General features: G+C 38.8%; 12 protein-coding genes and 3 pseudogenes. 6 read left to right on the forward strand and 9 right to left on the reverse strand.

All coding sequences use genetic code 11. The features are described 5' to 3' along the window. Both CBG25_RS03535 and CBG25_RS03540 read left to right on the forward strand, forming a co-directional pair. Positions 1–305: transposase family protein (locus tag CBG25_RS03535; protein ID WP_290603625.1), on the forward strand; the 305-nt coding region annotated here is incomplete at its 5' end. A 30-nt stretch (positions 306–335) separates the two neighbouring features. Continuing rightward, a pseudogene (locus CBG25_RS03540) lies at positions 336–803 on the forward strand (transposase); the annotation flags it as partial. A 133-nt stretch (positions 804–936) separates the two neighbouring features. On the opposite strand, the pseudogene CBG25_RS03545 reads toward CBG25_RS03540, so the two are convergent. The 6 genes and pseudogenes from CBG25_RS03545 to ffh all read right to left on the reverse strand — a co-directional run. Beyond that, a pseudogene (locus CBG25_RS03545) lies at positions 937–1,335 on the reverse strand (3-deoxy-7-phosphoheptulonate synthase); the annotation flags it as partial. A gap of 343 nt (positions 1,336–1,678) precedes the next feature. Continuing rightward, positions 1,679–2,032 carry a 50S ribosomal protein L19 gene (gene rplS / locus CBG25_RS03550; protein ID WP_290604558.1) on the reverse strand — a complete coding sequence of 118 codons (354 nt, stop codon included), beginning with the start codon at positions 2,030–2,032 and terminating at the stop codon, positions 1,679–1,681. Positions 2,033–2,088: 56 nt separating this feature from the next. Next, positions 2,089–2,844: a tRNA (guanosine(37)-N1)-methyltransferase TrmD gene (trmD, locus tag CBG25_RS03555; RefSeq protein ID WP_290604560.1), complete on the reverse strand. Its 756-nt coding sequence runs from the start codon at positions 2,842–2,844 to the stop codon at positions 2,089–2,091. A gap of 34 nt (positions 2,845–2,878) precedes the next feature. Then, positions 2,879–3,430, reverse strand: coding sequence for a ribosome maturation factor RimM (gene rimM, locus CBG25_RS03560; protein ID WP_290604562.1), 552 nt, complete (start codon positions 3,428–3,430; stop codon positions 2,879–2,881). Between the two features lie 15 nt (positions 3,431–3,445). After that, on the reverse strand, positions 3,446–3,694 hold the full coding sequence (gene rpsP, locus CBG25_RS03565) for a 30S ribosomal protein S16 (protein ID WP_032115483.1): 249 nt from the start codon (positions 3,692–3,694) through the stop codon (positions 3,446–3,448). Between the two features lie 138 nt (positions 3,695–3,832). Continuing rightward, positions 3,833–5,194 (reverse strand): signal recognition particle protein, encoded by a 1,362-nt coding sequence (gene ffh, locus CBG25_RS03570; protein ID WP_290604564.1) that lies wholly within the window; start codon positions 5,192–5,194, stop codon positions 3,833–3,835. 178 nt (positions 5,195–5,372) lie between these two features. Between ffh and CBG25_RS03575 the strand changes: the two genes are divergently transcribed. Both CBG25_RS03575 and CBG25_RS03580 read left to right on the forward strand, forming a co-directional pair. Beyond that, positions 5,373–6,161, forward strand: a complete 789-nt coding sequence (locus CBG25_RS03575; RefSeq protein WP_290604566.1) for an inner membrane protein YpjD — start codon at positions 5,373–5,375, stop codon at positions 6,159–6,161. Positions 6,162–6,211: 50 nt separating this feature from the next. Continuing rightward, positions 6,212–7,509 (forward strand): annotated as a pseudogene (locus CBG25_RS03580) (CNNM domain-containing protein). A gap of 31 nt (positions 7,510–7,540) precedes the next feature. Here CBG25_RS03580 and luxS read toward each other — a convergent pair. Then, positions 7,541–8,056 (reverse strand): S-ribosylhomocysteine lyase, encoded by a 516-nt coding sequence (gene luxS / locus CBG25_RS03585; protein WP_290604568.1) that lies wholly within the window; start codon positions 8,054–8,056, stop codon positions 7,541–7,543. 152 nt (positions 8,057–8,208) lie between these two features. Further along, a complete protein-coding gene (gene gshA / locus CBG25_RS03590; RefSeq protein WP_290604570.1) occupies positions 8,209–9,768 on the reverse strand; it encodes a glutamate--cysteine ligase in 1,560 nt (519 codons plus the stop codon). Between the two features lie 409 nt (positions 9,769–10,177). Here gshA and pth point away from each other — a divergent pair, with 409 nt between their 5' ends. Together pth and ychF are read left to right on the forward strand one after the other, a co-directional pair. Beyond that, a complete protein-coding gene (pth, locus tag CBG25_RS03595) occupies positions 10,178–10,768 on the forward strand; it encodes an aminoacyl-tRNA hydrolase (protein WP_290604572.1) in 591 nt (196 codons plus the stop codon). Between the two features lie 119 nt (positions 10,769–10,887). Next, positions 10,888–11,979 carry a redox-regulated ATPase YchF gene (gene ychF / locus CBG25_RS03600; protein WP_290604574.1) on the forward strand — a complete coding sequence of 364 codons (1,092 nt, stop codon included), beginning with the start codon at positions 10,888–10,890 and terminating at the stop codon, positions 11,977–11,979. Positions 11,980–12,015: 36 nt separating this feature from the next. On the opposite strand, the gene CBG25_RS03605 is transcribed toward ychF, so the two are convergent. Beyond that, positions 12,016–12,326, reverse strand: a 311-nt coding sequence (locus CBG25_RS03605) for a transposase (protein WP_290604576.1), incomplete at its 5' end; no start/stop codon positions are given.

Below are 12,326 nucleotides of genomic sequence, written 5' to 3' on the forward strand. Positions count from 1 at the left end.
ATATAATTCGCCATATTCCTCCTGAGGTAACCATCTGGGCAGATACCGGTTTTCAAGGTATAGATAAACAGCATCCTAATACACAAATCCCAAAAAAAGGAACTCGAAAAAGACCTTTATCGCCTGAACAAAAACAAGAAAATAAAATAATCTCGGGCATCCGTATTACAGTTGAACACGCCATCGCGGGTATCAAGCGCCTCGGTTGCATGACCCAAATTTTACGGAATCGTAGACCCTTTATTGATGATACCTTCTTACTCCTTAGCGCAGGTCTTTGGAATTTCCATCTCAGAACAGCGTAAAATTTACTTCAATCACCGAAACACCCTTATTTCACTATTAAGCAACACGCTTATTATGGCTATAAGCTTTCGGTAAACATGGATAAGAAGTACAAATTCATCAGAAAAATCGTCACCGATACGGCCAGCACCCACGACAGTCAGCATTTCGAAAGGGTCATTGACAAGGCCAACACCAATCGCAATATCTACGCCGACCGAGGCTATCCCTCTGCGGAGCGGGAAGCTTGGCTGAAGGCAAACGGCTATAGGAGCCAGATTCAGCGTAAAGGCCATCGAAACAAACCGTTGTCCAAGACTCAGCAAGGGCGAAACCACAGGATTGCAAAGACTAGGGCACGGGTTGAACATGCATTTGCGGCGATGGAACAAATGGGTAGAAAACTGATCCGCACCATTGGACAGGTGCGCGCTAATTTTGCCATGACGATGATGGCAGCATGTTACAACCTAAAGCGGTTGGCGTACTTCCAGAGCGCGTGCATCGTGGCTTTCTGACGCCCAGAATGGGTCAAATGGCCCTAGCCAGGGCAATGTGCGATAGAATCAGTAGCGTGATAATCAAAAAAAATCTAATTATTTAGAATGAAAGCCAAGGGTTAATTGAAAATCTTGAGTTTTTCGAGGTGCCCAGTAGTTTACGTGCGATATGTAGTCCTTTTTCCATATCAAAAGAACCATCCATCATCGGATCGCTAATCAGACCTTTCCAGCCCGTAGTGGTACGTGGTTTTTCAAAATAAACCCGCATGACAATATATAAGCTATCACTCAGTTCGATTGCTAACTGCTTTAAGCGATGAGCATATTCCAGCGCTACATCCACATCATGGATAGAACAGGGGCCACAAATGACTAACAACCGTGGATCACGGTGCTGAATAATATCAGCAATAATTCGGCGAGATTGGCTAATTATTTGCTGGTTATTATGATCCAATGGATAATATTTTTTAAGCTCTTTCGGTGTAATTAAAATTTGTTCATCAGAAATATTAACATTATTAAGCTCATCTTTTTGCATGATCATTATTTTAACCTGTTTAACTTTTTTCCTATATTGCATTACACCGATTTGAAATTCAGCTATACCATAACACGAACTGTAAATAATACAATCCAATGGCGACGACACACAGTAACATTTACTTTACCAATAAAATAAAAGCAGAACAAAAAACACATAATATAATGAAAATAAACAAAAAAATTTACGCCTCAAATAAAGAAAAATATTTTCCCGTTTATAAAAAATTACACAAAAGATTTAATAAAAATAACAACGAATAATGCAATAAGCTGAAAATAGCTAATAAAAAAGCTCGCAAAAATTTGCGAGCTTTTTAGATTTTTAGGATGAAGCGAAAAGCGAATTATTTAGTGTTCAAACGCTCTTTAATACGAGCTGCTTTACCAGAACGCTCTCGCAGGTAGTACAATTTAGCTCTGCGAACAGCACCACAACGTTTAACTGTGATATTGTCGATAACTGGTGAATGTGTCTGGAATACACGCTCTACACCCTCACCATTAGAAATTTTACGAACAGTAAATGCTGAATGCAAACCGCGGTTACGAATAGCGATAACCACGCCCTCGAATGCCTGCAAACGTCTTTTAGAACCTTCAACCACCCATACCTTAACTTCTACGGTATCTCCTGGACGGAATGAAGGGATATTTTGCTTCATTTGCTCTTCTTCAAGCTGTTTAATAATGTTGCTCATAATTACTCTCTTACCCTAGGTAAACTGATATATACAAGACAGTGTGATACAATGTCTCAATTAATATGTTGCTGTTCTTCATATTCCTGTTGGAATTCTGCCAACAACATTCTCTGCTCGTCAGTCAGAGCTAGGCTTGTTAGAAGTTCAGGTCGTCTAAGCCAAGTTCGGCCTAGTGACTGTTTTCTTCTCCAACGCTCTATTTCAGCATGGTTGCCCGACAATAAGACACTCGGAACTTCCATACCTTCTAACACCTCAGGACGGGTATAGTGAGGACAATCAAGTAACCCAGTCATGAAAGAATCCTCTTCCGCTGATGCATGATGCCCTAATACACCAGGAATAAACCGGGAAATTGAATCGATCATTACCATTGCTGGTAATTCTCCTCCGCTAAGAACATAATCACCAATTGACCATTCTTCATCAATTTCAGTTTCAATGATCCGTTCATCAATACCTTCATATCGACCACAAACCAAAATAAGCTTTTTATTTGCCGTCAATTGGCAAACATCTTGCTGATTAAGTTTGCGTCCCTGTGGTGAAAGATAAATTACTTTAGCATCTTCACCGATCTCAGATTTTGCTGCATGAATGGCATCTCTAAGAGGTTGTACCATCATCAACATACCTGGACCACCGCCATAAGGGCGATCATCTACAGTGCGGTGCCTGTCGTGAGTATAATCTCGCGGATCCCAACACTGTATATTCAATAGGCCATTTTTCACTGCACGACCTATCACTCCATACTCGGTTATTGCGCGAAACATTTCTGGAAACAGGCTAATAATCCCAATCCACATCTTGCGTTCCACTCATAAAACCTTCAATCGGCGTTTAAAATCCAGGATCCCAATCTACTTCAATTGTCTTAGTAGTAAGATCAACGTTTTTGATCACCTGTTCATCAAGAAACGGTATTAGCCGTTCTTTAATACCGAATGCATCTTTCAGATTTGCCTTAATTACCAGTACATCATTTGAGCCTGTTTCCATTAAATCCTGAACATAGCCCAAACTATAACCTTTAGTAGTTATGACCTGGCAACCAATCAGATCCTTCCAATAATACTCATTACCTTCAAGTATAGGTAGTTGTGCTGAATCGACGATAATTTCGCAATTAGCCATTGAATTAGCAGCACTTCTATCATCAATATGCTTTATTTTTATGATAATATCTTGGTTATGATGTTTCCAACCTTCTAATTCCAGTCGTTGCCACTGACCCGAACGTTGAATAAACCAAGGCTGATACTCAAAAATATCTTCGGTATATTCGGTGGATGAAAAAACTCTGAGCCAACCACGAATGCCATGCGCAGAGCCTAATTTTCCTAACACAATAGGATTAACAGGGATCTTAAGGCAAACCTCTTTGCTCACCACCACCACCGTAGTAAATTAAGCTGCTTTTTTTGCTTGTTTGATCAGTGTCGAAACACGATCAGAAACTGATGCACCCAAACCAACCCAATGTTCAACACGATCTAAATCTAGACGCAACTCTTCTGCATTACCTGATGCGATAGGGTTAAAAAAGCCTATACGCTCAATAAAGCGACCATCACGTGCATTACGGCTATCTGTGACAACGATTTGATAAAACGGACGCTTCTTAGCGCCACCACGAGCTAAACGAATTGTTACCATAACATCCTCATTAGTTAACAAAACAACCAGACCCTATCGAGGAATAGAGTCTGGTTGTATATAAGAAGCCCTAAGATTCTACTCTTTTTAAGATAAAAAGCAATCAAAAGTACGAATTGTTTATTTAATGCCTGGTTGTTAACCGCCAGGGAAACCCGGTGGCATCATACCTTTCATCCCACGCATCATCTTAGCTAACCCGCCTTTTTTCATTTTCTTCATCATGCGCTGCATATCATCAAACTGTTTAAGTAATCGGTTAACATCCTGTACCTGTGTGCCAGAACCAGCGGCAATACGCCGCTTGCGTGATCCCTTAATAATCTCTGGTTTTTGTCGTTCTTTAGTGGTCATCGAGCTAATAATCGCTTCCATTTTAACCAACACTTTATCATCCATTTGTGACTTAACCGCATCAGGAACTTGGGATATGCCTGGCATTTTACTTAACATACTCGCCATACCACCCATATTTCGCATCTGTTTAAGCTGCTCAAGAAAATCATTTAAATCAAAACTATTCCCTTTTTTAAGTTTATGAGCAAGCTTCTCGGCCTTTTCACGGTCAACTTTGCTTTCTATCTCTTCAATCAGTGATAAAACATCTCCCATACCAAGGATACGAGAGGCAATCCTGTCAGGATAAAAAGGCTCTAAGCCATCAATTTTCTCGCCTATACCCAAAAATTTAATCGGTTTACCCGTAATATGGCGGATTGATAATGCGGCACCACCACGAGCATCACCATCAATTTTTGTTAATATAATACCGGTTAATGGCAACGTTTCATTAAAAGACTTAGCAGTGTTAGCGGCATCTTGCCCGGTCATCGCATCAACGATAAATAGGGTTTCAATTGGATTAATAGTGCGATGGATTGCCTGAATTTCTTCCATCATGGCTTCATCAACATGCAGACGACCAGCAGTATCGATGATTAGCACATCATAAAATTTTAATTTTGCATGTTGTAGCGCATTAGTCGCAATCTCAACGGGTTTCTCGCTGGCAGTTGATGGAAAAAAATCAATCCCGACTGTTTGAGTGAGTGTTTCTAATTGCTTAATAGCAACAGGACGATAAATATCAGCAGAAACCACTAAAACTTTTTTCTTCTGTTTTTCTTTTAATAATTTGCCTAATTTAGCCACAGTGGTGGTTTTACCCGCACCTTGCAAGCCGGCCATAAGAATAACAGCGGGAGGTTGTACGGCTAAATTTAAAGCACTGTTCTCCTCACCCATTGCTTTAATGAGCTCATTTTGCACAATTTTAACGAATTCTTGGCCTGGTGTTAGGCTTTTATTGACATCTTGACCTACTGCACTTTCTTTTACCGATTGAATAAATTCGCGTACGACTGGCAAAGCAACATCAGCTTCTAATAAAGCCATGCGAACTTCACGTAATGTTTCTTTAATATTGTCATCAGTCAATCTTCCACGGCCACTAATATTGCGCAATGTACGCGAAAGTCTGTCAGTTAAATTATCGAACATGTGCTTAACTCAATTCTGTTAAAGGGATCTGCTGTCAGTTAATTTTTATTATAACACGATGATAATTCAATCTCTGCATCGAGTTTCATAAAAATAGTGAACAACTGTTGGAGGCAATGCTGGCAAACGCTATACTAACTAACTCACATTTAATAAATTAGCTAACAAATAAAATATTATGCCAGTATTCGCTATTATCGCCATTAGTACCTATTTTTTGAGTGTGATACTCATCATGCCAGCTTTAGCTGGTAAACAAAAACTTTATGCCAGGCTGACACTCATATTAGCAGTTATTGCTCTGGTAAGTCATGGTATCGCATTAAAAACATTGATCTTTGTTAGCGGAGGCCAGAATTTAACTTTATTAAACTTAGGCTCTATCGTCAGTTTGTTAATCAGTATCATTATGACCATTGTTGCCTTTAACGGCCGCGCCTGGTTCCTGCTACCAATCGTTTATAGTTTGTCTATTATCAACTTACTATTAGCAACCATTATGCCCGGTGAGTTTATTACCCACTTAGAAGCAAGTGTGGCGACTTTTATTCATATCGGGCTAGCATTATTAGGCTATGCAACCCTGATAATTGCCGCTTTATATGCCCTACAGTTAGCTTTATTAGACTATCAATTAAAAAATAAAAAATTAATATTTACACCTGATATGCCACCATTAATGGTTATTGAACGTAAAATGTTCCACATTATACAAGTTGGGGTCATTTTACTGACACTCACCCTCGGAACAGGAATGATGTTTATGGATAATGTTTTTAATAAAGAAAACATCCATAAAGCTATTTTATCTATTTGTGCTTGGGTTATTTACATTATTTTGTTATGGGGTCACTTTCATCATGGATGGCGCGGTAGAAGGGTGATTGTTTTTAATCTGATTGGCGCATTTATTTTAACATTGGCTTTTTTTGGTAATCGATTACTACAACATGTAATCGTCATTTAATTTTTTAGACTATTTTATGATTAACTAATGAACAACATAGGAATTTTACCTTGGAGCAGGTTTCAACAAGTACTTTAATCATCATACTTATTGTCATGGTTATCTTATCAGCCTATTTTTCTGCCTCAGAAACAGGAATGATGACCCTTAATCGATATCGATATCGATTACGCCATTTAGCCAAACATGGCCATCAAGCTGCTCGTCGCGTTGAATCACTATTAAAACAACCAGATCGCCTAATCAGTCTTATTTTGATTGGTAATAATCTGATTAATATATTGGCCTCATCGTTAGCAACTATTGTTGGTATGAGACTTTATGGTGATGTTGGTGTTGCCATCGCTACTGGTATCTTAACTTTTGTAATCCTGGTTTTTGCTGAAGTGCTACCAAAGACAATGGCGGCACTCTATCCAGAAAAAGTGGCTTTTCCTAGCAGTCTTCTGCTTAAACCGCTACAGAAATTGATATTACCCATTGTTTGGTTATTTAACACCATCACCCTTATGTTCATGCGTTTCTTTGGTATTAAATCACCCATTATTAGTAGCGATGCGATTAGCAAAGATGAATTGCGTACGATTGTTAATGAATTCAAAAGTAAACTTTCTCGTCGTAATCAGGATATGTTGATCTCAATCTTAGATTTAGAAAAAGTCACTGTAGGCGACATTATGGTTCCTCGCAATGAATCGTTGGGATTGACGTTAATACTGAATGGAAATCGATTATCCGCCAACTAACTCATTCACCACACGGTCGAATTGTTCTTTACCGAGATACCCTTGATGATATTATCGGCATGCTACGTGTTCGTGAAGCCTATCGACTAATGGTCGAAAAGAAAGAATTTAACAAGCAAAATCTAATCAGAGCTGCGGATAAAATTTATTTTATTCCAGAGAGTACGCCATTAAATACACAGCTAATAAAATTTCAACGTAATAATGAAAAAGTAGGTATTATTGTTGATGAATATGGTGATATTCAAGGGCTGGTAACAGTAGAAGATATTCTTGAAGAGATTGTTGGAGATTTTACTACCTCAATGTCTCCCAGTTTAGCCGAGGAAGCTTTACCACAAACCGATGGTGCTGTATTAATTGATGGTACTGCTAATATACGAGAAATCAATAAAGCTTTTGATTGGCACTTACCGGTTGACGGCGCCAGGACTATCAATGGTCTGTTATTAGAAGAGCTAGGTGACATTCCAATGCTAAATACTGAAATCCTAATAGGTAAGTACCGTTTTATAGTATTAGCTATCAATGGCAACGTGATTAAACAAGTTAGAGCAATGCCGATTGACCTGCCTTTCACGATAGAACAAAAACCATCCTAGCTATCATTTTAGCCGCTTTTTATAGGCTATTTTATGATGATAATTGCGTTAACTTTTCTTTCGATAACATTAGTTCGTTATTTTTATTAACCACAATGCCACTTTCAATCACGTTGAGAGCAATTTGCTGAGCTTCAACTAAAGAGTGCATTTCATAAGTACCACACTGATATTTATTTAACTCAGGTATTTGATTCTGAGCCGTCACTTTAAGTACATCTTGCATAGCCATTTTCCAGGCATCAGCAACAGATTGCTCATTAGGCTGGCCGATTAGACTCATATAAAATCCTGTACGAAAGCCCATCGGTGAAATATCAATAATCTCTACATCGCTACTATTGAGGTGATCACGCATAAAACCGGCAAATAAATGTTCTAATGTATGAATGCCTTTCTCCGTTAATAGCTGTTTATTTGGCACACAAAAACGAAGATCAAATACCGTGATCGCATCACCATGAGGAGTCTTCATCGTTTTAGCAATACGCACAGCAGGTGCTTTCATCTGGGTATGATCAACCATAAAACTATCAAGTAATGGCATTACTGTGATCTCCAAAAAATTAATTTTTTACAAAATAAATGGAACTTCCTTTCATATCGCAAGTCTTACATAAGCAAGACGCGAAAATTGTTATCATCCTATTCTCTAAGAGATTTTATTTTGGCCACTTCAAAGTGGCCATTTATTTATTCTTACCCGATATGGGTCTTTAAGTAACGCTCAAAACTTATTTTATCCGCTTGTTCAATTGCAAACTGTTTGCTAATCGAGGTGTCACGAACATTAGTAAATTCAGTTTCAGTAATCATTTTATAAGGTTCATTGCTTAATTGTTGATGATAGGTCTTAGCTAATTGCAAACCATATTGACTAATACTTTGTTCAATCATCGGGGATAATATTTGGCCAGAATAAGTAAGATCTGGATTTTCAAACATTGCTATCAATTGAGAACAAATTTCACGATATCGCGTATTGCCACTAACATCTAACACATCAGCAACTCTAATTAAATCATCAAATAATATCTGCCCAATCTCTTTTAAAGGTCTCATTGATTCACCACAACCCACACCGATTATTTGTCCAGGTTTACGACCTTCAAGGATCACTCGATTCGAATTCGTACGACAACAATTTAATTCTCTTTCATCCATCACGGGCGCATCTGCTAATACACACCAGATTAAAAAGAGATCAAGAAAATGGATCTGCGCTTCATCAATACCAATGGCAGTAAATGGGTTAATATCCAAAGCTCTAACTTCAATATATTCGATTCCTCTGTTTAACAGTGCATCGGATGGCGACTCATCACCAATAAGCACTCGCTTGGGGCGAATCGGCGAATATAACTCATTTTCAATTTGTAAAATATTGGTATTCAGCTGCAAATGTTTACCATCTTTATTGTATATACCTAATTTTGTAAACTCGGGAGAAGGCTGTTTTATTGCTTGCTTAAGACCAGTAACATAAGTCGTTAGATCATTAAAGGTGATTTTCAGATCACTTTGGGATTTGTTGGTATATCCCAAATCACTCATTCGTAGCGATGTGGCATAAGGGAGATAATAGGTTCCTTTAGCTGTTTTCTCAAAAGGAAGATGCCTGGCATTTCCATGCAAAAAAGAACCACAAATTGCAGGCGAGGCGCCAAATAAATAGGGGATAACCCAACCAAAGCGATAATAATTACGAATGAGTCGAAAGTAACCAGCAGAAATTTCATCCTTACCACTTTCGGCATCCTTAACACCAACCAACGCTTGCCAGAATTCAATCGGTAAAGAAAAATTATAATGGATCCCTGCAATTGTTTGCATTAATGCCCCATAACGATTCTTTAATCCTTCCCGATATAAAGTTTTAAAACGACCAATATTAGAAACACCATATTGAGCGAGTTTAATGTTATCTTGGCGCTCTATAAAACAAGGCATACTTAATGGCCACATCAATTCATGATCAAGATGACGTGCTGTATAACGATGTAAATCTCTTAAAAATGCTAGAACGTGCCCAATATTATTATCAACTGGGGTGATGAATTCCAACAATGCTTCAGCAAAGTCAGTCGTGATCCATGGATGAGTTAACGCTTTCCCTAAACTATCAGGGTGAGGAGACTTAGCCAGTCCGCCTGTTGGTGTAATTCTCAGTGTTTCACGTTCAATACCTCGACGAAGACCATGTAAAATATTAGGACGTGCCTCTAACCATGATAGCGCTTTTGATACATTCGGGATCAAATTGACCTCCGGTTATCCGTTCGTTATTTTTACTTTTAGAAAAGTTACTTTAGCGTAAATAATTAAAATTGTCGCCGTCTAGATTATCTAGGTGCTGTCGTCACAAGATGAACATACCGAGATATAGTATATTTAACATTCAATTTATGGTCGAAATTTACTCACCACCATGCCTGTAAGATGATTTATTTAATCAAACTTATGATGTAAATCTACCTTTTCTCTGTTGTTTTTGTTTAAAAAAAAACAAACGATACTTCTCTTTAACTCGTGACGACAGCCCCTAGCCTTTATGCAGCTAACCTGATCAACCTATTCTACTGTCATCAAATTTAACTTTTTGTAGTCGGTTGTCAGAAAAGGTAAGCTATATTCTTTAATTAAAACCGCTCAATAGTGAAAGAATATGGTGAGTAACATAAAACTGATCGTCGGTCTGGCTAACCCAGGTTCTGAATACGCGTTAACTCGGCATAATGCAGGCGCCTGGTATGTCGAATTATTAGCCAAACAACATAATCAATTACTAAAAGAAGAAAGTAAATTTTTTGGTCATACCGCCAGGATCAACTTGGCAAATAATGATGTTCGCTTGCTGATACCGACAACATATATGAATCTTAGTGGAAAATCAGTGTTAGCATTAGCCAGTTTTTATCGTATTAAGCCAGCTGAAATTCTTGTCGCCCATGACGAATTAGATTTAATGCCAGGCACTGCCAAAATAAAATTAGGCGGCAGCAATGGCGGACATAATGGTCTTAAAGATATTCAAAATAAACTAGGCAACAACCCTAATTTTTATCGTTTACGCATCGGTATTGGTCATCCCGGTGATAAAAATAAAGTTGTCGGCTTTGTGTTGAATAAACCCACCCTCCAGGAACAAAAATTAATCGATGATACCATTGATGAAGCAATACGTTGTACACCGATCCTGCTTAATGAAGGCGTTAATAAAGCAGTAAATCAGTTGCACGCTTTTAAGGCATCGAGTTAATACTATTACATCATATCTTCGGCAAGGTAACTTTTACGTGTATAATCATCGATAAATTCATTCATATTTATCAATTAGCGATACGCGATTGAACAGATAAAAACTAAGGTAACATATTTATGGGATTTAAATGCGGTATCGTTGGTCTGCCCAATGTAGGAAAATCAACGCTTTTTAATGCGCTGACCAAAGCCGGCATCGAGGCAGCAAACTTCCCTTTTTGTACTATTGAGCCTAATACCGGTGTAGTACCGATGCCTGATCCTCGTCTTGATCAATTGGCGCAAATTGTCAAACCACAGCGAGTACTACCGACAACAATGGAGTTTGTCGACATTGCCGGACTGGTAAAAGGCGCATCTAAAGGCGAAGGTTTAGGCAATCAATTTTTAACTAACATCCGTGAAACTGAAGCGATCGGCCATGTTGTTCGCTGTTTCGGCAATGATAACATCATCCATGTTGCCGGCCAGGTTGATCCACTAGCAGATATTGATACCATTAATACTGAATTGGCATTAGCTGACTTAGATACCTGTGAACGCGCTATTCATCGCATTCAGAAAAAAGCTAAAGGTGGCGACAAAGAAGCAAAAATTGAATTAGACATTTTGACAAAATGTTTACCGCATCTTGAAAACGCAGAGATGCTACGAACTCTAGCGTTAAGTAAAGAAGAAAAAGCCGCCATCCTCTATCTCAGTTTTTTAACCCTCAAACCAACTATGTATATTGCTAATGTGAGTGAAGATGGTTTTAACAACAATCGCCACCTAGATGCAGTGCGGGCCATTGCTGAAAAAGAGGGCTCGGTGGTGGTGCCAGTATGTGCGGCCGTTGAAGCCGATATCGCCGAACTGGATGAAGATGAACGCGACGAATTTATGGCTGAGTTAGGTATTGAAGAACCGGGACTAAATCGTGTGATCCGCGCCGGTTATAAGTTACTTAACTTACAAACTTACTTCACTGCCGGGATCAAAGAAGTTCGCGCCTGGACCATCCCTGTTGGTGCCACCGCACCACAAGCGGCAGGTAAAATTCATACCGATTTTGAAAAAGGTTTTATCCGCGCCCAGACAATCTCATTTGCCGATTTTATTCACTATAACGGCGAGCAAGGCGCCAAAGAAGCCGGCAAAATGCGCGCCGAGGGGAAAGATTATATTGTGCAAGATGGCGATGTAATGAACTTTTTGTTTAATGTTTGATCCATTCTGGCCGGCTTTATGACATCTCAACACAATCTATAAAGACCGCAAAAACACTAAAACCCCACGCGATTTGAGGCTGTCGCAAAAGGGGTGGAATTTTTTTTTCAACAATATCCCACCGTGCAGATTTTCTCTTTTTCTGATTTTAGTTTGTACAAATAATAGACTGAAAATCATCCATAATATCAGAGCAACCGCTCTTGATAAGTTATAGGCCATTGCATGCAGGGTAAATTCGAGCTTTACCGCTAATAATCCCTTACGCCGGAAACGTTCCAAACCCTGAATTCCCCGCAATGCTGAAAACACAGGTTCAACCATGCTCTTTCGCTGATTCAAGATTT

Origin of the sequence: Arsenophonus sp. ENCA (assembly GCF_002287155.1) — a bacterium.
In the GTDB taxonomy this organism is placed as follows: Bacteria; Pseudomonadota; Gammaproteobacteria; order Enterobacterales; family Enterobacteriaceae; genus Arsenophonus; species Arsenophonus nilaparvatae.

Bases quoted from the DNA above. Each gene is read 5' to 3' on its own strand.
- ffh (WP_290604564.1), bottom strand. From the start codon at position 5,194: ATGTTCGATAATTTAACTGACAGACTTTCGCGTACATTGCGCAATATT.
- luxS (WP_290604568.1), bottom strand. From the start codon at position 8,056: ATGCCATTACTTGATAGTTTTATGGTTGATCATACCCAGATGAAAGCA.
- CBG25_RS03575 (WP_290604566.1), top strand. From the start codon at position 5,373: ATGCCAGTATTCGCTATTATCGCCATTAGTACCTATTTTTTGAGTGTG.
- ychF (WP_290604574.1), top strand. From the start codon at position 10,888: ATGGGATTTAAATGCGGTATCGTTGGTCTGCCCAATGTAGGAAAATCA.
- trmD (WP_290604560.1), bottom strand. From the start codon at position 2,844: ATGTGGATTGGGATTATTAGCCTGTTTCCAGAAATGTTTCGCGCAATA.
- rplS (WP_290604558.1), bottom strand. From the start codon at position 2,032: ATGAGCAACATTATTAAACAGCTTGAAGAAGAGCAAATGAAGCAAAAT.
- rpsP (WP_032115483.1), bottom strand. From the start codon at position 3,694: ATGGTAACAATTCGTTTAGCTCGTGGTGGCGCTAAGAAGCGTCCGTTT.